13 protein-coding genes and 4 pseudogenes are annotated in these 21155 nt (G+C 62.9%); 6 read left to right on the top strand and 11 right to left on the bottom strand.

What is annotated here, in order from left to right; genetic code table 11:
* Positions 1-78 precede the first annotated feature (78 nt).
* From truA to ACZ1HK_RS19020, 4 genes are read left to right on the top strand one after another with little or no spacing between them, the layout of a single operon-like run.
* The gene (gene truA / locus ACZ1HK_RS19005) at positions 79-882 is read left to right on the top strand and encodes a tRNA pseudouridine(38-40) synthase TruA (RefSeq protein WP_472630009.1); all 804 of its coding nucleotides are present in this window, start codon (positions 79-81) and stop codon (positions 880-882) included.
* Positions 882-3005 (top strand): selenide, water dikinase SelD, encoded by a 2124-nt coding sequence (selD, locus tag ACZ1HK_RS19010; RefSeq protein ID WP_472630010.1) that lies wholly within the window; start codon positions 882-884, stop codon positions 3003-3005. Before truA ends, selD begins: the two co-directional genes overlap by 1 nt.
* Before the next feature lie 44 nt (positions 3006-3049).
* Positions 3050-5347: a xanthine dehydrogenase family protein molybdopterin-binding subunit gene (locus tag ACZ1HK_RS19015; protein WP_472630011.1), complete on the top strand. Its 2298-nt coding sequence runs from the start codon at positions 3050-3052 to the stop codon at positions 5345-5347.
* Complete coding sequence (locus ACZ1HK_RS19020; protein ID WP_472630012.1) at positions 5334-6416, top strand: DUF2235 domain-containing protein; 1083 nt, start codon at positions 5334-5336, stop codon at positions 6414-6416. The genes ACZ1HK_RS19015 and ACZ1HK_RS19020 overlap by 14 nt, the downstream gene beginning before the upstream one ends.
* A 109-nt stretch (positions 6417-6525) precedes the next feature.
* Here the strand turns inward: ACZ1HK_RS19020 and hrpB are convergent.
* Positions 6526-8937: pseudogene (gene hrpB, locus ACZ1HK_RS19025) on the bottom strand (ATP-dependent helicase HrpB).
* Between the two features lie 91 nt (positions 8938-9028).
* On the opposite strand from hrpB, the pseudogene meaB reads away from it, so the two are divergent.
* A pseudogene (meaB, locus tag ACZ1HK_RS19030) lies at positions 9029-9997 on the top strand (methylmalonyl Co-A mutase-associated GTPase MeaB).
* On the opposite strand, the gene ACZ1HK_RS19035 reads toward meaB, so the two are convergent.
* The 4 genes from ACZ1HK_RS19035 to ACZ1HK_RS19050 form a co-directional block, all read right to left on the bottom strand.
* Positions 9994-10524, bottom strand: coding sequence for a DUF4166 domain-containing protein (locus ACZ1HK_RS19035; RefSeq protein ID WP_472630013.1), 531 nt, complete (start codon positions 10522-10524; stop codon positions 9994-9996). The pseudogene meaB and the gene ACZ1HK_RS19035 overlap by 4 nt on opposite strands.
* Before the next feature lie 124 nt (positions 10525-10648).
* The gene (locus ACZ1HK_RS19040) at positions 10649-10987 is read right to left on the bottom strand and encodes a thiol-disulfide oxidoreductase DCC family protein (protein WP_472630883.1); all 339 of its coding nucleotides are present in this window, start codon (positions 10985-10987) and stop codon (positions 10649-10651) included.
* Positions 10984-11265 carry an HlyU family transcriptional regulator gene (locus tag ACZ1HK_RS19045; RefSeq protein WP_472630014.1) on the bottom strand — a complete coding sequence of 94 codons (282 nt, stop codon included), beginning with the start codon at positions 11263-11265 and terminating at the stop codon, positions 10984-10986. Before ACZ1HK_RS19045 ends, ACZ1HK_RS19040 begins: the two co-directional genes overlap by 4 nt.
* 163 nt (positions 11266-11428) lie before the next feature.
* The gene (locus tag ACZ1HK_RS19050; protein ID WP_472630015.1) at positions 11429-11791 is read right to left on the bottom strand and encodes a YigZ family protein; all 363 of its coding nucleotides are present in this window, start codon (positions 11789-11791) and stop codon (positions 11429-11431) included.
* Between the two features lie 408 nt (positions 11792-12199).
* Between ACZ1HK_RS19050 and ACZ1HK_RS19055 the strand changes: the two genes are divergently transcribed.
* Positions 12200-12673 carry a hypothetical protein gene (locus tag ACZ1HK_RS19055; RefSeq protein WP_472630016.1) on the top strand — a complete coding sequence of 158 codons (474 nt, stop codon included), beginning with the start codon at positions 12200-12202 and terminating at the stop codon, positions 12671-12673.
* A 145-nt stretch (positions 12674-12818) separates the two neighbouring features.
* On the opposite strand, the pseudogene rpoD reads toward ACZ1HK_RS19055, so the two are convergent.
* The 6 genes and pseudogenes from rpoD to ACZ1HK_RS19085 all read right to left on the bottom strand — a co-directional run bounded on the left by rpoD (position 12819) and on the right by ACZ1HK_RS19085 (position 21152).
* Positions 12819-14822: pseudogene (gene rpoD, locus ACZ1HK_RS19060) on the bottom strand (RNA polymerase sigma factor RpoD).
* A 6-nt stretch (positions 14823-14828) separates the two neighbouring features.
* Entirely contained in the window at positions 14829-16898 is a 2070-nt protein-coding gene (dnaG, locus tag ACZ1HK_RS19065) for a DNA primase (protein WP_472630017.1), read from the bottom strand.
* 46 nt (positions 16899-16944) lie between these two features.
* Complete coding sequence (locus tag ACZ1HK_RS19070) at positions 16945-17484, bottom strand: sarcosine oxidase subunit gamma (RefSeq protein WP_472630018.1); 540 nt, start codon at positions 17482-17484, stop codon at positions 16945-16947.
* Positions 17477-20404: pseudogene (locus ACZ1HK_RS19075) on the bottom strand (sarcosine oxidase subunit alpha family protein). The gene ACZ1HK_RS19070 and the pseudogene ACZ1HK_RS19075 overlap by 8 nt, the downstream one beginning before the upstream one ends.
* A complete protein-coding gene (locus ACZ1HK_RS19080; RefSeq protein ID WP_472630019.1) occupies positions 20401-20652 on the bottom strand; it encodes a sarcosine oxidase subunit delta in 252 nt (83 codons plus the stop codon). The pseudogene ACZ1HK_RS19075 and the gene ACZ1HK_RS19080 overlap by 4 nt, the downstream one beginning before the upstream one ends.
* Before the next feature lie 11 nt (positions 20653-20663).
* Positions 20664-21152 (bottom strand): hypothetical protein, encoded by a 489-nt coding sequence (locus tag ACZ1HK_RS19085; protein WP_472630020.1) that lies wholly within the window; start codon positions 21150-21152, stop codon positions 20664-20666.
* Positions 21153-21155 lie beyond the last annotated feature (3 nt).

A 21155-nucleotide genomic window follows, 5' to 3' on the forward strand; every position in this document is an offset into this window, starting at 1 on the left:
CTCTCAAGGATAGTCATTCGCATCAAAGGTTTCGAGGGGCGATGGACGGGGAAGATCAACTGGGGTAGCCCCGTGAACATGCCCCGCTACGCCTTCCGCATCGAATATGACGGCCGCCCCTTTGCGGGCTGGCAGCGCCAAGCCAATGTGCCAAGCGTGCAGCAAGCGCTGGAAGAGGCGCTGGCCAGGCTGCAATCGGTTGAGCCGCGCACGACGACTGCGGGCCGCACCGACGCGGGCGTGCATGCAACGGGGCAGGTGGCGTCTGTTGACCTTGAGAAGGTGTGGGAGCCGTTCCGGCTTGCAGAAGCACTCAATTGGCATCTCAAGCCCGCGCCCATCGCCGTCACCGCCTGCGCCGAAGTGCCGGAGGAATTCAGCGCCCGTTTCTCGGCTCTGTCGCGCAGCTACACGTACAGGCTCGTGTGCCGCCGCGCGCCTGTGGTCCATGACGCAGGCTTTGTTTGGCAAGTCCGGGGTGAGTTGGACGTGGCGGCGATGGCCGAGGGCGCGAAGCATCTGATCGGCAAGCACGACTTCACCACCTTCCGCGCAGTCCATTGCCAGGCCCAATCGCCGGTCAAAACACTCGACAAGATTGAGGTCGAAGAAGCCCCGGCCCTGGGTGGCGGGCGCGAGATCCGCTTTCACCTCAAAGCGCGCTCGTTCCTGCACAATCAAGTCCGCTCCATCGTTGGCTCGCTTGAACGGGTCGGCGCCGGATCCTGGGCCCCTGACGACATGCGCACGGCCCTTGAGGCGTGCGACCGCGCCGCCTGCGGCCCCGTTGCCCCGCCCGATGGCCTTTACATGACCGCCGTTGGCTACCCCGATGATCCGTTCCTGTCCGGCTGGTGCGAAACGCAAGTGGAGGCCAAGTGATGGAGCAACCCGTTCCCATCGTAAAAGACCTTGTCTTTGTCGGCGGTGGCCACACCCATGCGTTGGTGCTGCGCAAATGGGGCATGAGGCCGGTACCGGGCGTGCGCGTAACCCTCATCAATCCCGGTGCGACCGCCCCCTATTCCGGGATGCTTCCCGGCCATATCGCAGGGCACTACGCGCGGGACGAGTTGGACATCGACCTTGTCCGCCTTGCCCGGTTCGCGGGCGCGCGCTTGATCGTGGATCGGGCAATATCACTCGACCCCAATGCGCGGCATATCCATCTCGGCTCGGGCCGGGTCCTGTCCTACGACATCGCGTCGCTCGACATTGGGATAACGGCGGAAATGCCGGTTTTGCCGGGCTTTGCCGACCACGGGGTGCCAGCAAAACCACTTGGCCGCTTCGCCGACATTTGGGCCGAGCGCTGCGAAGGGGATGGCCCGATCCGGATCGCAATTCTCGGTGGTGGTGTTGCCGGTTGCGAAGTCGCCATGGCCGCAGTCCACCGCATGAACGGCCTCAATCGGGAGGTGTCGGTGACGGTGATCGACCGGGGCGCGGTGCTGTCCAGTGTCGTACCGGCGGCGCGCACCCGGCTGATGGGTGCGCTGATCGAACATGGCGTGGATGTCATCGAGAGCGCGATCCCGGCCTTAGTTGAGGCCGACAGCGTTGTTCTTGAAGATGGCCGCCGCATCGCCTCCGACCTGACCATCGGGACGGCTGGCGCGACCCCGCAGGCCTGGATTGCGGACACCGGTCTGCCGTGTCGCGACGGCTTTCTTGAGGTTGACGAATACCTCCGCTCCACCGCTGATCCGTCGATTTATGCGGCGGGCGACTGTGCCCATATCGTCCACGATCCGCGGCCCAAGGCTGGCGTCTACGCGGTGCGTGCGGCGCCGATCCTGACCCACAATCTGCGTGCCGATCTGACCGGCTCACAGCGCAAGGCGTTCCGCCCGCAAAAGGATTTCCTCAAGCTGATTTCCATGGGTGACAAGGTGGCGGTGGCCGAAAAAGCAGGGTTCGCCCGCGCCGGTCGCCCGCTTTGGCGTTGGAAAAACCAGATTGACCAGCGCTTCATGGACCAATTCCGACATCTGCCTGATATGCCGACGCCTCCCGTGCCAAAAGGCGCAGCAAAGGGCGTTGCGTCCGAGATGGAGGGCCCGGCCCCGTGTGGTGGGTGCGGGGCGAAACTGGGGGCTTTGGCGTTGGACGGGGTTCTGGCGGGCGCACCCGGCGATGACGCTGCGGTCCTGACCATGGGTGATACGCGACAAGTCCTCAGCCACGATCACCTCCGCGCTTTCGCTCTCGACCCGGTGCTTGTCGCCCGCGTGGCCGCCATCCACGCGCTTGGCGACATCTGGGCGATGGGCGCAGAACCGCAAGCGGCACTGGCGCAAGTGATCCTGCCGCGCGCTGCGGCGCGCCTGCAGCGACAGGCCTTGGATGAGGTGACGGACGCGGCTCGCGCCGTGTTCGCGGATGCCGGGGCCGAGATCATTGGCGGCCATTCCACCGAAGGCACGGAGCTGACCATCGGGTTCACCGTGACAGGCCTTCTCGATCGCGCGCCGATCACACTCTCCGGTGCCAAACCCGGAGATGCATTGATCCTGACGAAGCCGCTTGGCACTGGAATCCTCCTCGCGGCTGAGATGCAGACAAAGGCCCGCGGCGAAGACGTGCTGGCGTGCTGGAGTGCCATGCAGACCTCGTCGGCTGATGCCGCCAAAGCGCTGGCGCCCCACGCCCATGCAATGACCGACGTGACTGGGTTCGGCCTTGCAGGGCATCTGCAGAATATCTGCCAAGCCTCTGGCGTCGGCGCTGAAATCGACCTTTCTTCCTTGCCGGTGCTAGCCGGGGCAGAGGCACTTGCCGTGCAAGGCATCCGCTCATCGCTCTATGCACAAAACGCCGCTGCGGCCCCGGTTTCTGGGGCCAATGGCCCTCGGGCCGACCTGCTCCACGACCCGCAAACGGCTGGCGGCCTGCTGGCGGCGGTTCCAGCTGAAGCCGCGGCTGACCTGCCCGGGATCGTCATCGGCAAAATCACACAATCAATGGGGCTCGTCGCGACTGGACAAGGCGGGCAACGGGCTTAGTCTCCGCTCCAACAACGTCCCCCATCGTGAAAGGCGTGCGATCCATGTCGAAATTCGGCTCCAGCCAATCTGTAACCCGTGTCGAAGATCAGCGTTTCCTCACGGGCGCAGGCCGCTACACCGATGATATCGCGCCAGAAAATGCGCTCCACGCCTATGTCCTGCGCTCACCCGTTGCCCACGCCACCTTCACACTCGATACCGAAGACGCGCGAAACGCGCCCGGTGTTCATGCCATCATTGCCGCCGAAGATCTGGCCGCGGCCGGGCTAGAGAACAAGATGCGCGCCCATGTCATCAAGAACCGCGACGGCGAACGCGGCGATGCCTCCCCCCGCACCATCCTCGCCGAAGGCCGCGTACGCTTTGTGGGCGACGCCGTGGCTTTCATTGTGGGCGAAACGTTGGCCCAAGCCAAAGACGCCGCAGAGTTGATCGAGCTCGACTTCGACGACCTGCCTGTGAAGCTCGACCTCGCCCCGGGCGGCCCGGTGATCCATGAAACCGCGCCCGACAATGTCGCCTATGATTTCCATTTGGGGGATGAGGCCGCAACCGACGCGGCCCTTGCGGACTCCGTCCGCACCGTCACGCTCACCAGCCACGACAACCGCATCATCGTCAATTCGATGGAGCCGCGCAGCGCGTTTGCCGAAATCGACGGCGACAAGCTGCATGTTGCGGTGACAGGGCAGGGCGTTTGGGGCACGAAAGGGGATCTCATCAAATGGTTTGGCTTGTCCGACACGCAGGTTCGGGTCACTAACCCGGATATCGGTGGCGGGTTCGGTATGAAGGCGATGGAATATCCCGAATACCGCCTTGTGGCCCTGGCTGCTCGCCAAACGGGCCGCCCTGTGCGCTGGATCGGGGAGCGCACGGAATCGATGCTTTCGGACAATGCGGGCCGTGACCTTGATGTGACCTGCACGCTCGGCTTTGACGCTGACAACAAGATCACCGCCTATAAAGTCGACAGCCTCTCGAACATGGGCGCGTATAACTCCGAATTTGCGCAAGCCATCCAGTCCAATCTCTTCGCCCGCGTTCTTTGCGGCCCCTATGACATCCAGACGATGCATTTCCGCAATCGCGGCATTTTCACCAACACCACCCAAGTCGACGCTTACCGAGGGGCCGGGCGGCCCGAGGCGATCTATGCCCTTGAACGTGTGATGGATTTCGCTGCGCGGGAGCTTTCGGTCGACCCGCTCGACTTGCGACGGAAGAACTTTATTGCGGACGGCGCATTCCCCTACAAAACGGCCACTGACGAACTCTACGATGTTGGGGAATTCAACCGCGTTCTGACCCGTGCTGCGACGGAGGGCGACGTTTCGGGCTTCGCCAAACGCCGCGCCGCGTCCGAGGCACAGGGCAAATATCGCGGCCTCGGCGTCGCCTATTATATCGAGTCCATCCTCGGGGACCCATCCGAGACCGCCAAGATCGAACTCCACGATGGCGGCGCACGGCTTTATGTCGGCACCCAATCCAACGGTCAGGGCCACGAGACGGTCTACCGCCAAATTCTCCACGACCAGACCGGTCTGCCCTTCGATCAGATCGAGGTTATCCAAGGCGATAGCGACCTGATCGCCAAGGGTGGCGGCACTGGCGGATCACGCTCTGTCACAACGCAGGGAGTGGCGATGCGCAAGACGGCAGATGTGTTAATCTCGAACCTGACAGACTTCTTGGATAAGAATATGGAAACCGACGGAATGACATTCGACGCAGAGGAGGGCGTGTTTCGCGCCCCCGGCTCGAATGTTGTGGTCACGCTTCTGGAGGCCGCCGCTCGGGCCGAAGCGGCAGGCGAAGGGCATCTGGCCACCTCGGAGGAAACCACCAAACTGCCCGGACGCTCCTTCCCCAATGGCTGCCACATCGCGGAAGTTGAGATCGACGCCGACACAGGTCAAACCCGGGTTGATCGCTACACGGTTGTGGACGATTTCGGCGTCCTGATGAACCCGATGCTGGCCGAGGGGCAGGTCCATGGCGGCGTTGTCCAGGGCATCGGGCAGGCAATTACGGAACAGGTCGTCTATGACCAGGACGGCCAGCTTCTGACCGCCACCTTTATGGATTATGGCATGCCACGCGCTGACGACGTGCCGTTCGTCGCCTTCTACACGGAGGAAATCCCCTCCACTGCCAATCCCCTCGGCATGAAAGGCTGTGGCGAGGCCGGGACGGTCGGCGCGCTTGGTGCTGTGGCCAACGCGGTGCAGGACGCGCTCTGGCCTCTTGGCCTTCGGCAAGTGGACATGCCGTTCACGCCATCACGGGTCTGGCATATGTTGCAGGAAGCGAAGGGCCAAGTTGCGGCTGAGTGAGCGGATATCTGGCTGGCTGCGCGGTCTACGCAGTGCCGCGCCGCCCGCGCCCGCGGACGCACCGCGAAATTGCACGCATGTGATCCTGTTGGACGGCACGATGTCGTCCATGACGCCAGGATGCGAAACGAATATCGGCCTCACCTTTCGATTGTTGAAGGACCTGCCCGCCGACAGCACCGTGCGCCTTTATTATGAGCCCGGCATCCAGTGGCGTGGGATCGCCCGAGCGCACGAGGTCATGGCTGGGATTGGCATCAATCGTCAGATCAAGCGCGCCTATGCCTGGCTCGCCACTGGCTACAAACCCGGCGACCGCATCTTCCTGATGGGCTATTCGCGTGGCGCCTATGCGGTGCGCTCCCTTGGTGGTCTGATCGACCGGATGGGGCTTTTACGCCGCGATCTTGTCACGCAGGGCATGGTGGAAGAGATCTATGCCCTTTACCGAGAAGACCCGGAAGGGGCTGCCGCGCGTGCATTGAGCGGACGGGTCTGCTTTCGCGAGGTGCCGATCCGTTTTCTGGGTGCCTATGATACCGTACGCGCGCTTGGCATTCGTTATCCTTTGGTCTGGCGTTTCCTGCCCTTGCCGCACCCGTACCACAGTCACACCTTGGGCGATCACGTTGAGGTCGCGCGCCAGGCCCTCGCCCTCGATGAAACCCGCGTCGCCTATGCACCGGTTCTCTGGAATACAACGACGCCCGACCGAAACGGGCGCGATGTGCAGCAAGTCTGGTTCAAGGGCAGCCATGGTGACATTGGCGGGCAGTTGAACGGTCGGGCCACTGCCCGCGCCCGCTCCAATATTTCGCTCACGTGGATGCTGGAAGAGGCGTCTAGCTCGGGACTACCCCTTCCAGCCAATTGGCAAAGCCGTTTCCCGACAGATCCAGAGGCCCCATCTGTCGGCAATTTCTCCGGCTTCGGCAAACTCTTCTGGGCCCGTAAACGCCGTGTCGTAGGCGTTGATCCATCTGAACGCCTGCATCCCAGCGCCGAGGGGCATTCCGGCGTGCCGACCTTGGAAATTACCGAACAAAGCCCCCGACCTGCCCACGGATGACCTGCGCCTTTGTTCCGGCAGGGAAAGCAGTGCATAATCGTTAACGCGCTCTGAAAAATATTTAAAATCAGACGCATAGGTGTGCTTATCAACCTTGATAAGCCGGCGCCTAATTCCCCTTCCGAGGCTTCGCGCGCAAAGTTGGATCCGCCTCACGCGGGTCCTCGGGCCAGGGGTGTTTCGGGTATTTGGCCCGCATCTCTTTGCGCACGTCTGCGTAGGATCCATCCCAGAAGCCTGGCAGATCTGTTGTCACTTGAACCGGTCTCTGGGCGGGGCTCAGCAGGACCATTTTCAACGGCAGCCGCTCTGGTCCAACACGCGGATGCTCGCGCGTGCCGAACACCTCCTGCAGGCGCAGCGCGACTTCTGGCACATCGCCCGCGTAATCAATCGCCACCGACCGCCCAAGCGGAGAGACCCAACTCTCCGGTGCCAACCGCGCCACATCTTGCATCGCGTCCCAACCCAGCCACGCCTCCAGTGCCTGCGCCGGATCAAACCGCGTCAAATCCTCGGCCGTTTTCAAGCCCGCCAGATAGGGCAGAGCCCAGTCTTCCAAGGCCGCCAACAAAGCGGCGTCCGACATAGCGGCCACGCCCGAAAACGCGACCCGCGCGCGCAACAGTCGCGCCCGTTTCGACCAACCCAGGGCCCCCAAACCAAGATCGCGGATCCCGTCCAGCAAAGCCTCCGCCACGGCCTCCGGTGCTGCATCCTTCCAGATCCGATCCTCCAGCACCAAGGCGCCCAACCGCTCCTGCCGCCGTGCCTCCACCCGCCGCGTCCGCTTCGACCATTCGCACACGTCAACCCACGCGATACGATCTCCATAGAGCGCCCGCATCTTCCGCCTCGGACACTTCAACAGCCGCGCGAATGCGCGCCTCACGCGGGTTCCCGTCCAGATCGGTGGCCACGATCAAGCGTGCCCCCGACAGGCCATCCCCCTCCGGCATCACGGCACCTTTGCCACCTGACAGCACAAAACGCGGCTGATCTCCGGCACGCCGCAGACCGATCCGATCAGGATAAGCCAACGCCGCCTGTGCGCCGGGCCCAAGCGACGGCCCGGCCTCAAACCGCTTGAGCCGCTTTGATTCCTGCCTGATGCGCGCGATTGCCCCTTGATCGGCGTTGAACGCTTTCGGATTGTCCAACGCCCGCAACCGCCGCTTCAAATCGACCCCTTGGCCGCGCAACGGGTCACGGTCTGCCAGGAGGGCTGCTACCCGGGCCGAGCCATTCCCGCCCCGCGCCAGCATATGCGCAAGCCGGGGGTGCAGTGGCATCCGCGCCAATACCTTGCCGTGTTCCGTGATTGCGTCGCTCGCATCCAAAGCGCCCAGATCGCGCAGCAAACCGCGCGCTTCTGCCATCGCGCCCTCTGGCGGGTCCGTCAGAAACGCCAGGCCTTCTGCCCCGCCCCACAGCGCCAGTTCCAGCGCCAGCGCGGTCAAATCTGCCGCCTCGATCTCGGCGGGCGGGTGGGCAGGCAGCGCGCCTTCCGCGCCTTTCGTCCACATCCGGTAGCAAACACCAGGCGCTACGCGCCCCGCACGGCCCCGGCGTTGGTCGGCCTCCGCACGGCTGACCGCTTCCGTCACCAACCGCGCCATGCCCGAGCCCGGGTCAAATCGCGCCCGGCGCGCCCGGCCCGCATCCACAACGACGCGCACATCTTCAATCGTTAGCGAGGTCTCGGCAATTGAGGTCGCCAAAACCAGTTTCCGGCCATGGACCTCAGGCCGCACGGCTGCCCGCTGTTCAGACAGGCTCAACGCCCCGAACAGGGACCGCAGAACTACGTTCCCCGCAAGCCTGTGCTCCAGCAGCGCGGCCACGCGCCGTATCTCACCCTCACCGGGAAGGAACACCAGCACGCCCCCTCTGCCTCCGACAGTGCGTGTAGCACCAGATCAGCCAATGCGGCCTCAAAGCGGACGTCCTTGCGCAGGGGACTGTCCAGCCACCGCGTCTCAACCGGATAGGCGCGCCCGTCGGATGAGATCATCGGCGCATTGTCCAGCATCTCCGCCACCGGCCCCGCATCCAGCGTCGCTGACATCACCACCAGCCAAAGGTCCTCGCGCAAGGCGCCACGGACCTCCCACGCCAGTGCAAGGCCGAGGTCCGCATTCAGCGAGCGTTCGTGGAATTCGTCGAAAATCACCGCGCCGATCCCCGGCAATTCCGGGTTCTCCTGCAGCATTCGCGTCAGGATGCCTTCGGTGACAACCTCGATCCGCGTCTGCGGGCTGACTGAACTGTCGCCTCGAACGCGATAGCCCACCGTTTCCCCGATATCCTCACCCAGCGTGTCCGCCATCCGCTCTGCCGCCGCGCGCGCGGCCAGACGGCGCGGCTCCAGCATGATGATCTTGCCTGTGACCTCGGGCAGCAGGGCCAACGGAACCCGGGTCGTCTTGCCCGCGCCGGGCGGGGCCTGCAGAACGGCACGCCCTTCGGCCCGCAAAGCGGCGACAAGGTCGGGCAGGATGGCGTCGATTGGCAGGTCCATAATCCCGGCCTAGGCGTGCGGGGGAAGGGCGTCAACGGCTGGACTTGGCGCACCGGAATGCGTCATGTGGCACGGAACGGAGGCGGAGCGTATGGACGATCTGGCAGAAAGGGTGGCAGCAGGCGACAGGCGGGCGCTGGCGCGGGCCGTGACGCTTGTGGAAAGCACGCGGCCGGATCATCAGGAACAGGCCCTTGCCCTGTTGGATCAACTGCGCGGCCTGAACCAGTCAGGCGCTTCGCATTGGCCTGTCCGGAACGCCGGGTGTGGGGAAATCCACCTTCATCGAGGCGTTCGGGATGATGCTGGTCGACGCAGGCCTGCGCGTGGCCGTGCTTGCGGTGGACCCGTCTTCGGCGCGGTCCGGCGGTTCGATCCTCGGCGACAAGACCCGGATGGACCGCCTGAGCCGCGAGAAGGGGCCTTCATTCGGCCGTCCCCATCTTCTGCGGCGCTCGGCGGCGTGGCCCGCCGCACGCGGGAAGCCATCAGCCTGTGCGAGGCCGCGGACTTCGACGTTGTGCTGATCGAAACCGTCGGCGTCGGCCAGTCCGAGACGATGGTGGCCCAGATGTGTGACCTGTTCGTGCTGCTTCTGGCCCCCGGTGGCGGGGATGATTTGCAAGGCGTCAAGCGCGGCATCATGGAGATGGCGGACATCATCCTGGTGAACAAGGCGGATGGGGATCTGAAGGCGACGGCCACGCGGACGGTGGCTGACTACGCCAGCGCTTTGATGCTGTTGCGAAAGCGCTCCTACGACCCCGATGATTTCCCCAAGGCGCTTGCCGTGTCCGCCGTGGAAGGCGGCGGGCTCGACCAGGCATGGGCCGAGATGCAGGCCCTGTCCGAATGGCGCAAGGCTGAGGGGCACTGGGACCGGACGCGCGCCGCGCAAGCCGCCCATTGGTTCGACCAGGAGGTTCGGGAGGGCCTTCTGGCGCGGCTCACCCAAGATGCAGGGATCAAGGCGCAGATGCGTGACAGCGCCGATGCCGTGGCCCGGGGTGAGGTGACGGCGACTTCCGCCGCCAGCGCGATTTTGAGGCGTTTGACCTAGCGCCCCGTGAACCGCGTGATGGCGCCCTCGTAGCGAATGATCAGCCCCAGAGCTTTCACCTTTGCATGGACATCGAAGGTGATGGCACCATCCTCACCCACGCCTTCTACCCCTTCGCAACTGACCACCATGCCGCGCGGAACGGGAAGGCCGAAGCCGGTAACCTTGGTGATCGGAATGTGAAGCCCGCCATCTAGCACCTTCGGCTCCATCAAAAACACGCTGGTGCCGACTTGTTCGGCGATCACGCCGGGCGCCTCCAGCCATTGCTTGGAGCGGGTCATGTGCCCGTCAAAGCTGCGCTCCCAAATCTCGACGTCCCTGTCGCGGGTCATGCGGAATGTGAACGGCATCTCGCCGGACGCACCCGGCATTCCGCCGGCCTGCGCCACTTGCCGAGCCAGCCATCCGCCTTGGGTCACGGTCACATGGCCCTTGTAGAAGTCCGACCCATCGACAGAGTGAAACCGCTGCAACGCCTCGGGCAGATCGTCAAAGGCGGAGCCCATGGCCGTTGGGTAAAGCATCAGGTCGCCTCGTCGTCTCGGTCAATGAACCGCGCCATCACGTGCGGCTGGGGTATCATGCACGTCTGATAGCGCCCGAAAAGAGCATAGCGGTTTCGCGCGATGCGATTGTAGAGGAAGGTTTTCAGCGGGCGCGGCAGGAAACCCACGATCGAGGTGCTTTCCAAGGCCAGCCGATGGCGCCCATGGCGGCGGCAAAACTGTCGAGATGGGTGTAAATCACGCCGTCGACGAAGATCAGGTTCGTCTCGAAATCATCCGTAGGTAGTTCTAGCGCTTTGAAGAGCGCATGGCCGAGTTCCGACTGCGCGTGCGCGAAGTGGAAGCGCTCGGTTTTGTCGACGCGGATGATGAAGCGGAAGAAGCCGGAGCACAGGACGCATTCGCCGTCGAAGACGATCAGGTCGCGGCCCGCGAGGCGGGTTTGCAGTGCTTGCGGAAGGTCGGCGACGCGGGCGTTCAGCGGAAGATCGCCTCACCCTGTTCGTCAATCAGGCGCTTGGCTTTGAGGGTGGAGGAGGTGACGGCCTCGTCCCGGCTTTGGCACATGTCGGCACGGATCATGGTGTGGGTCTTGGTCTCGCCGTCGATCTCTTTCTCGATCACGGCGCAGATGCGGTGGCCGCCGCTATCGGCCTGCGGTTGGGGGGTGATGCGGAAGCCTTCGTATTCCTCTGCCGGGGCTGAGGACTTGGCGCCGCCACCGCTGCCGCCGCCGAAGAGTTTGGAGAGGAAGGACATGGGGGTCTCCCGGGTCGTTTCATGGGTCAGGAGAGAAGGTAGCGCGATGGGGTGGGGAGGGGAAGGCGGGCGTTTGCTCAAGGTTGAGCAGGGGGGTTAAATTATTGAAACCATGAGAGAAATGAATTTCGGTTAACCTTTGCCTAACCACGTTTGTGGCGGCTCAAGGCTGAGCGTCCAGAGTGTCGAGGTAGTAGCCCACACAGTCCTGCACCCGGCGAAAGCGGTCGCCGCCCAGATGGGTGCCGCCGAACCATCGGGTGACGATGATGAGGTGGTTTTGCAGCTCGGCGCGCTCCAGCATCCGCACGATCACCATGCCCGCACCGGCCTCTCCGTCATCGTTCTTGAGCGGGCCGTCGGGGGTGAGAAGCGCCCAGGTGTTGTGGGTCGCCTTGGCGAATTTCTTCCGGCGTTTGAGGGTTTTGAGAAGGGCGAGCGCCTGGGCCTTGCTTGTCGCCGGACCGCCGGAGACGGCGTATTTCGAGCCGCGGTCGGTGAGGATGTTGTCGTGGGTGGTGAGCATTCTGGCGGCCGGTGTGGTGGGTTTCACCCACCCTACAGTGTAGGCACGTCCTGGGCCAAGGCCTGGTCTACGGCGTTGCACCATGGGTCGTTTGCGATCCGCCCCGCGCGTGAGCGCGCGGCGCAACCCCGGTTTGAGTTTGAGTGCTGAGCCACGGCATTGTCGGGCCTCGGAACGGCGATCCGAACGGATCGTGTTTGGCAGTTTATGGTGGCCAAGTTCGTGTGACCTAGCAGGCGGAGCACCAAGCGGCAGCCAAATCGCCGGGCCCTGGGGAGGCCCGACGATGGCGGGGCGGGCTTTGCCCGCTGTTAACCCGCTGTAGTGCGCGAAAAACCGCCGTCATTCGTTGCCCATTTTGCGACCTTGGAGTTGAATTTGTGACGACGGCCTTACACGTCCACAAACATGAACGATGACTTGGACACTGATCGAGTTCGATACTGGGCTGATCAAATAAACCGACGAGGGTACGCCGGGGCGTTCGCGCGTGGGCGGGGCGAAGTAGATCTGCGAATTGTCGAACAATCTGTTTTGAACGAATGGACGGCTAGCCTAAGTAAAGAGTTTGATATTGAGGTCATCGACCCGAAGCTTTCTGAAACTGATCCGCCAGATGCGCAGGCAACTATCGGCGGAAAGACCGTGTCAATTGAGTTGAAAGAGTTCGTTGACGGCGCCGTTCTTGCAAAAGCAACGGACGCAAAGAAACTTGGCAAACCCTACAATGTGTACGGAGGCACGGGTTTCCACGAAGCTGTCTGGACAGAAGGCCGGTTCAAGGCACATTTCAAACAAGAATTGGCAAGGTTCGTCTCAAAGTATCAAAAACAAGGCAGGCCAAGATTTGACTACCTCGTTTTTCATACCGGTGAACCTTAGTTGCTTCCTAACGATGTCGAGCATTGGCTGAGAGAGCCTTTCTTGCCCAATCAAACCCAATTTAGATTTGTGAATCTACTGATGACGTACTCACCGGGCTATCGCCGGCATTGGCCGATTTTCGAGATTCGATAGCGTAGACGTGTCACTGATCCAGGAACGACCGCAACTTCCGTGACCGGCTTGGATGCTTTAGCTTCCGCAGCGCTTTCGCCTCGATCTGCCTGATCCGTTCCCGCGTCACGCTGAACTGCTGACCGACTTCCTCAAGCGTATGGTCGGTGTTCATCCCGATGCCAAAGCGCATCCGCAGAACGCGCTCCTCGCGGGGCGTCAAACTCGCCAGAACCCGCGTCGTGGTCTCTTTCAGGTTCTCCTGAATGGCCGAGTCCAGCGGCAGGACCGCGTTCTTGTCCTCGATGAAATCGCCGAGCTGGCTGTCTTCCTCGTCGCCAATCGGCGTCTCCAAGGAGATCGGCTCCTTGGCGATTTTCATCACCTTGCGGACCTTCTCCAGCGGCATCTGCAGCTTCTCGGCCAGTTCTTCCGGCGTCGGCTCGCGGCCGATTTCGTGGAGCATCTGACGACCAGTGCGGACCAGCTTGTTGATCGTCTCGATCATATGGACCGGGATGCGGATCGTGCGGGCCTGGTCGGCGATGGAGCGGGTGATCGCCTGACGGATCCACCACGTCGCGTAGGTGGAGAATTTGTAGCCACGGCGGTATTCGAACTTATCGACGGCCTTCATCAGGCCGATATTGCCTTCCTGGATCAGGTCGAGAAATTGCAGGCCACGGTTGGTGTATTTCTTGGCGATGGAGATCACGAGGCGCAGGTTGGCTTCGACCATTTCCTTCTTGGCCTGACGGGCCTCTTTCTCGCCCTTCTGGACCTGGTTCACGATGCGGCGGAATTCGGGGATGTCGAGGCCGACATATTGGCCGACCTGGGCCATGTCACCGCGCAGCTCCTCGATCTTGTCGGTGGAGCGTTCGAACAGCGCCTGCCAGCCGCGCCCGGCCTTGCCCTGCATGCGTTCCATCCAGGTCGGGTCAAGCTCCTGCCCGCGATATTCCTCGATGAATTCGCGGCGGTTGATGCGGGCCTGATCCGCCAGCTTCACCATGGCGCGTGTCAATCGACATGATGCGGCGGTTGATGCCGTAAAGCTGGTCCACCAGCGCTTCGATCCGGTTGTTGTGCAGGTGCAGCTCATTCACCAGCTCCACGATCTCGGCGCGGAGTTTCTGGTAGTCCGTCTCTTGCTTGGCAGAGAAGCTGCCATCTTCGTTCAGCGTCGCGGAAATGCGGCTGTCCTGCATTTCAGAGAGCTGAATGTAATCGGCGGCAATGCGATCGAGCGTGGCGAGGACCTGCGGCTTGAGCGTGGCCTCCATCGCGGCGAGCGACATGTTGGCCTGATCATCCTCGTCCTCGTCGTCGTCTTTCTGGATCGGGTTGCCGTCGGCATCCAGTTCCTGCTCAGGCTCGGGCTTGGGTTTGGGCGGCTCGGCACCGGGAGGGTGGAGCCGGTGGCCGTCGGTGCCACAACGGGCGTATCGTCTTCGTCGCCCATCTGCGTGCCGAAGGTCGCATCCAGGTCGATCACGTCGCGCAACAGAATGTCTTCGTCGAGAAGTTCGTCGCGCCAGATCGTGATAGCTTGGAAGGTCAGCGGGCTTTCGCACAGGCCCGCGATCATCGTGTTGCGACCGGCTTCGATCCGTTTGGCGATGGCGATTTCGCCTTCGCGGGACAGCAGTTCGACAGAGCCCATCTCGCGCAGGTACATGCGGACGGGGTCATCGGTGCGGTCGAGTTTTTCGGTCTCCGTGGCGGCCACGGCCACTTCGCGGGAGCCTGAGGTTTCCACAACCTCGGTCGACCCTTCGGCCTTCTCTTCGCCTTCCTCGGCTTCTTCATCTTCGATGATGTTGATGCCCATCTCGGACAGCATCGACATCACGTCTTCGATTTGCTCGGAGCTGACCTGTTCCGGCGGAAGCACAGTGTTGAGCTGATCGTAGGTGATGTAGCCCTTGGCGCGGGCGTCCGCGATCATCTTTTTGACGGCGGTTTGGCTCATATCGAGGCCAAGTTCCTGATCCTCACCGTCCTGCTTGCGATCGTCGGTGTCTTTGGCCATTGGCGTCTATCCCTTGGGCTTGGGTCGAACAGGGTGAGTCGAACCCTTGCGTCTGAAAGTAAACCTTAGCGCGAGATCAGTGATTCGGAAAGGGCTACTTCCTTGATTTCTTGCCTTGTCCTGCGGTTGAGAGCAACCGGTGGAACTCGGCCCGCGCGTCTGCCGTTTCGCCGAATTGCTCGGCATCGTCTTCCCCTTTGGGCGGAGGGCGGCATGTTTCCCACGGACCGCTTCATTCAGGCGGTAGGCAAGTGTGGCATCCTCGTCATTCGTGATCTCGCCAAGGTCCTGCGCGGCCTCGGCCATCTCGTCCTCAATCGCGCGGGCGGCGGCTTGTTTGGCGAACTCCTCGGCCAGGCACTCGGCCGCGCGTATGGGATCGCCGTCGCCGATCAGGAACGGAGTTATCGCCAAATGGGAAAGCGACAGCAGTCTTTCAAGAGCTGGCGCGCAGGCAGAGGCGTTTATTTCATCGAGCAGCGCGCCCGGGTCGCGGGTGGTGGTGCGCAAGATGAATGTCGCAAGCTCAGCGTGGTCAGCGTTTCGCGGGTTCAGGCGGTCGAGCTGGTCTTCGAAATCGTCGATCAAATCGGGAAAGCGGATGCAGCTGGCCACGATCAGGCCGGTGCGCAGGGTTTCGCCATTGAGCGCGGTGGCCTTCACGCGGGTCGTGGCCAGTGGGGCCTGCGCTTCGGCAAAGCCACGCCCCTTCCACTGGCCGCGCCCCGGGCCGTTTCCACGCGGTTGCCAGGCCGGGCGAAACAGCGCGCGGCGCAGGTCTGCGATGGCGTCGCCGTAGTGGCGTTTGAGGCTTGGGTCAGTTATGCGGCCAATCGCTTGGCGCAGGCGCCCATCCAGTGCTGCCTTGCGTTCGGGGCTGTCGAACACCTGCCCCTCGGTCTCACGCCGCCAGAGCAGGTTCACCATCGGCTCCGCCTTATCGAGCAGCGCCTGCATCGCACTTGCCCCCTGCGCCTTGATCAGATCGTCGGGGTCCATCCCCTCGGGCATCACGACGAAGCGCAGGCCTTTGCCGCCCTCCAGCATCGGCAGGGCCAGATCAATCAACCGCATCGCCGCGCGTTGGCCCGCCTTGTCGCCGTCGAGCGTAATGATCGGCTCGTCCGTGATCCGCCACATCAGGCGCAGCTGATCCTCGGTCACGGCGGTGCCGAGCGGGGCCACAGCCGCGCCGAACCCGGCTTTCACAAGCGCGATGACGTCCATGTAGCCCTCGGCCACGATCAGGGGCGCGCCTTTGCCCGCGGCCTCCCGCGCGGGGCCGTGGTGGTAGAGCGACCGGCCCTTGTCAAAGAGCACCGTCTCGGGCGAATTCAGGTATTTGGCATTGTCATTGGGGTCCATCGCCCGCCCGCCAAAGCCCACACAGCGCCCGCGCGGATCGCGAATGGGGAATATGATGCGGCCCCGGAACGTATCGTAGGGCTTGCCGCCCTTCTGGCTTGGCTTGGCGAGGCCGGTTTCAAGCAGATCTTTGTCTTTGAAGCCCTTGCCAATCAGCGCGTCCCACAGACCCTGCCAACTATCGGGTGCAAAGCCGATTTCGAACCGCTCCAGCGTCGCCTGGTCCATCCCGCGTCTCTGGAGATATTCCCGCGCCTCGGATGCCGCGCCGGTCTTGAGTTGCAGGCGGAACCACGACACTGCGGCTTCGGTTGCCTTGGCCAGTTCCGTGTTTCGGTCAGCCTTTTCCTGCGCTTTTGGATCACGGGCGGGCATGGTCATGCCAGCCTCGCGCGCCAAGAGCTCCACCGCCTCCATGAAACCCACATTCTCCGTCTCTTGGACGAATTTGAACATGTCGCCTTTTGCGTGGCAGCCGAAGCAATAGTAATAGCCCTTGCGATCCTCGACATGGAACGAGGCGGTCTTTTCCTGATGGAAGGGGCAGGGCGCCCACATATCGCCCTTGGCCTGATTGGATTTGCGATTGTCCCAGATCACCTTGCGGCCCACGACCTGCGCGATGGAGGTGCGGTTACGAAGCTCGTCAAGGAATCCGGGGGCATGGCCATGGCGCCAATATCGGGTGGGGGTGCGGCAGTGTCCAGACACTGAGAGGGGTGATTGGTTAACCTGCCGTGGTGTCAGGAAACTTTATCTACCCTGACATCTCTGCCCGTGCGGCAACCATCGTCATGGCGCGCTCAACCTCATGAACCAAGGTTGCGGCCATGGAGCGGAAAACCATGACCTCGTAGCGGTTGGGGCCCGTGCAAAGCAGCACGCAATTCATGTGACCCAGCAAGGTCCGCGCCGCTGCACCAGCCCCGAAGGTGGTTTCCCGCAGGTCGATGGGCACAAGGCGCGCCAGCACATCTGTGGCCCCCGCGCCTTCAATGGCGCAGCAGGCCCAGGCGCTGGTCTGATCCACCATCGCCGCCCCGGCAATGGGTTTGAGGGCTGTGCCCAGGACCAACGCCTGATCCGGCCCGAACCAGACCAGCCCATTGGCATGGGTGTTGGGGGAGGGGAAATCGGCGCCGACCTGTTTGTCGAGTGCGCGGGAGACTTTTGCCATCTGCCCCTTGTGGGGCGCGATCCATGTGATCCGGTCCGGTGTCACCGCCGAAAGGCGCACATCTCCGGCCGCGATGGGCAGCAGCGCATCAAACGGAGTCTTTGCGGTCAGGTTAGCCACGGGCGCGCCCTCCATCCGGGTCGAAGAAGACAGGATCGCAGATTTCGACCTCAGCTGTCACGCCGCGCAGCGCATCGACCATTTTCATGTGGTGCCCGACCCGGTCGCGCCCGGCCTTCAGGAAACCAAGCCCGATGAAATGACCAAACGTCGGCGAGTAGCCGACCGATGTGACGTAGCCCATATTGTTGGTACGGATGGCCTCTGCGTCGGTCTCATAAAGATGCGCGCCGGCTGTCAGTTCCTTTACCGCACCGACGGGTTTCAGGCCCACAAGCTGTTCACGCCCTTCGTCCAGAAGGCCGGGGCGAGTGGCGGCGGCTTTGCCGATGAAGTCTTTCTTCTTTGACATCATGGCTTGCATGCCGATGTCGAAGGCCGTCACGCGGCCATGGATTTCCGCGTGGGTGATGAAACCCTTCTCAAGCCGCAGGACATTGAGCGCCTCCATCCCGTAAGCGCCGCCGCCGAGGCTTTCCGCGCGGGCCACTAGATCGCGGTAGAGCGCGTCGCCATAGGCGGCGGGCACCGCAACCTCATAGGCATGTTCGCCAGAGAAGGAGATACGGAAAAGACGCCCTTCAATGCCGTGAATCCGGGCCGAGCCACATTGCATGAACGGAAAGGATTCATCGTCGATGGGCGCGTCGAGTACGCCGTTGAGCAGATCACGGGCTCGCGGACCCGCGACAGAGAATTGCGCCCATTGTTCGGTCACCGACGTGAAGCGCACGTCGAGGTCTGGTCGCAGGACTTGGGCCACGAACTCCATATGGTTCATTACCGGACCCGCAAAGGCGGTGGTTGTGGTCATGACGTAATGGTTCACAGTCAGGCACGCGGTTGTGCCATCGTCCATCACATGCCCGTCTTCGCGTAACATCAGCCCATAGCGCACGCGGCCCGGCTTCAGGGTCGAAAAGGTGTTTGTATATAAGAAGTCGAGGAATGATCCCGCGTCGGGGCCAAGGATCTCGATCTTGCCGAGGGTTGAGACATCGACGACACCAACCGCACTGCGGACCATGTTGACCTCTCGGTCACAGGATTGCCGCCAATGGGATTCGCCGGGCGCGGGAAAGTAGGACGGGCGATACCAGAGCCCGGCCTCGATCATCGGCGCGCCGCGCGCAGTGGCGGCCTTGTGAGAGGTCGTGAAGCGTTCCGGCGCGAAGCCCTTGCCTTGCGCGCCCGCACCCATCGTGGCGAGGGCGACAGGTGTGAAGGGCGGCCGGTAGGTCGTTGTCCCGGTCTCGGGGATGCCGCGGCCTGTCGCGTCGGCGAGCACAGCGAGGGCTGCGATGTTGGACGATTTGCCTTGGTCCGGCGCCATGCCTTGCGTTGTGTAGCGCTTCATGTGCTCGACGGATTGAAAGCCTTCCGTGGCGGCTTGCTTCACGTCCTTCGTGGTCACGTCATTGGCAAAGTCGAGCCAGATGCGGCCCTTGGCTTCGACCACATGCAAGGGTGCGCCGTTGCCGCCGGTCATATCTGCTTCAGGCAGGGCCGGGCGGCGGACTTTTCGGCCAAGGGCCTTGAGTGCGGCCTCCGCAGCTTCGGCACCGCTGGTGATAGCATCCCAGGTCGTGAGCAGGCCGTTGCAGGCGCCCGCGACGTGCAGGCCGGGAATGGCGCCCTCCGCCGGGATGAAGGCGTTGATCTGGTCGTTCCAGACGGGCCGCGCGCCCATGTGGCACGTGAGGTGAACTGATGGGTTCCAGCCGCCTGACAGGCCGAGGCAATCCGTTTCCTAGTGGTAGCTGCCGGACGCGGTGCGGTAGGTGATCTCGCGCAGGGCTTGCCGGCCCTTCGAGTTAATAACCTCCGCCCCCGCGATCACGCGGTAGGCGCCCTTGGCCTCCACGCCCGGGCGGGTGTCGATCACCGTGCAGTCGATGCCAGCATCAACCAGCTCGATAGCGGTTTGGTGCGCGTCGTCGTTGGTTGTGAAGAGGCTGACCTTCTCACCTGGTGTGACGCCGTAGCGGTTGAGAAAGGTGCGGATGGCCGAGGACAGCATGATCCCGGGACGGTCATTGTTCGGGAAGGGGATGGGGCGTTCGAGGGCGCCAGCGGCGAGCACAGCCTGACCCGCACGGATCCGCCAGAAACATTCACGGGGCAGAGCGGGGTTGTGGGGCAGATGGGCACTGACACGCTCGACAGCGGAGAAGGTCAGCCCGTCATAGGCACCCGCCACAGTGGTGCGCTCCATGATGCGGACGCGACCCGTCTCGCGCAGGGCCTCAACAATCTCGGCCACCCAGATATCACCGGGGACGCCGTCAACCATCTCCCCATCCGACAACAGACGCCCGCCAAGGGCCGCGCTCTCCTCAGCCAGGATGACATCAGCGCCGGATTGGGCCGCGGTCAGCGCTGCGATCAGGCCTGCGGGGCCACCCCCGATCACCAACACATCGCAAAAGGCAAAAGCGCGTTCGTTTTCCTCAGGACTGGCCTCACGCGTCATGCGACCCAGACCGGCGGCGCGGCGGATCGTGGGCTCATAGACCTTTTCCCAGAAGGCGCGGGGCCACATGAAGGTCTTGTAGTAGAAGCCCGCACCGAGCCAGGGAGAAAGCAGATCGTTGACGCTGAGCAGGTCTTTGTCGAGGGGGCCAAGATGGTTCTGGCTGCGCGTCTCAAGCCCCGCATAAATCTCCTGCACGGTGGCGCGGACATTGGGTAGCATTGCGTTGCCCGCGCCGACCTGGATCAGGGCATTTGGTTCTTCCGAGCCTGCGGTCATCACGCCACGCGGGCGGTGGTATTTGAACGAGCGACCCATCAGCTTCACGCCGTTAGCCAGCAGGGCAGAGGCAACGGTATCGCCCTTTAACCCCTCATAGGCGCGCCCATTGAAATGGAACCGCAGCTTGGTGTCGCGGTCGACCAGACCCTTGCCATCGAGCCTCATGCCGCAGCCTCCGAGGCCAGGGTCACGCTATAAATCTCATGCGTGGTGGTGTCGCGCTCCACAACCAGCCATGCACTGCATCCGCCAGTGTGCTGCCATAGCTCGCGCGTGCGACCGGCCGGATTTTCGCGCAGATGCAGATAGTCGTTCCACGCCTCTGACCATTCGTCACTGTCGGGACGCTCGAGCGCGATGGCAGAGCCTTTGATGGTGAATTCCCGTTGGTCGCGCGGACCGCAAAGGGGCACGTGATATGCATTCAGCTGGCCTCGCACGCGGAAGGGTGGGCCCGGTAGAGCAGATAACGCGTTGCCTGCCCCGGGACTTCGGCCAGGGACGTGGATTGGCCAATGTCGCCCCCACAGCCTTCCAGCGCGACGCGGACATATTCAGTTTCGATGACCAACGTGTTGCCATCATAGCGAACGACGACAAAGCTGCCGCCGTCGCATTCCACACCGAACTGTAACGGGCTGGCAAAGTTCGCGCCGGTCTCGGTCATGCGCAGGCCCGCAATGCCTTCGTCTATCGCGCGACCATTGCTTGATGTGGAGGCCGTAATCTCGACCAGAGTGATGTCGGAGGCTGCGTGTGGTTCGGGGTCGAAATACAAGGCGAGGCGCTCAACGAATTGGTTGGGATGCGCTGCGAGGTGCGCTTCGTCATAATCGCGCACGAAACAGCCTTCGGGGACCGTTTGGGTCAACCCCGTAACGGTCGAAAGCCCAAGTGCAACGGTCGCAGCCATCAG

Source organism: Gymnodinialimonas sp. JB5-7, assembly GCF_055693405.1.

Coding starts and splice junctions, on each gene's coding strand:
- truA (WP_472630009.1), top strand. CDS start 79: ATGCCCCGCTACGCCTTCCGCATCGAATATGACGGCCGCCCCTTTGCG.
- ACZ1HK_RS19015 (WP_472630011.1), top strand. CDS start 3,050: ATGTCGAAATTCGGCTCCAGCCAATCTGTAACCCGTGTCGAAGATCAG.
- ACZ1HK_RS19045 (WP_472630014.1), bottom strand. CDS start 11,265: ATGTCCTTCCTCTCCAAACTCTTCGGCGGCGGCAGCGGTGGCGGCGCC.
- ACZ1HK_RS19050 (WP_472630015.1), bottom strand. CDS start 11,791: ATGCTCACCACCCACGACAACATCCTCACCGACCGCGGCTCGAAATAC.
- ACZ1HK_RS19035 (WP_472630013.1), bottom strand. CDS start 10,524: ATGCTTTACCCAACGGCCATGGGCTCCGCCTTTGACGATCTGCCCGAG.
- selD (WP_472630010.1), top strand. CDS start 882: ATGGAGCAACCCGTTCCCATCGTAAAAGACCTTGTCTTTGTCGGCGGT.
- ACZ1HK_RS19055 (WP_472630016.1), top strand. CDS start 12,200: ATGAACGATGACTTGGACACTGATCGAGTTCGATACTGGGCTGATCAA.
- ACZ1HK_RS19085 (WP_472630020.1), bottom strand. CDS start 21,152: ATGGCTGCGACCGTTGCACTTGGGCTTTCGACCGTTACGGGGTTGACC.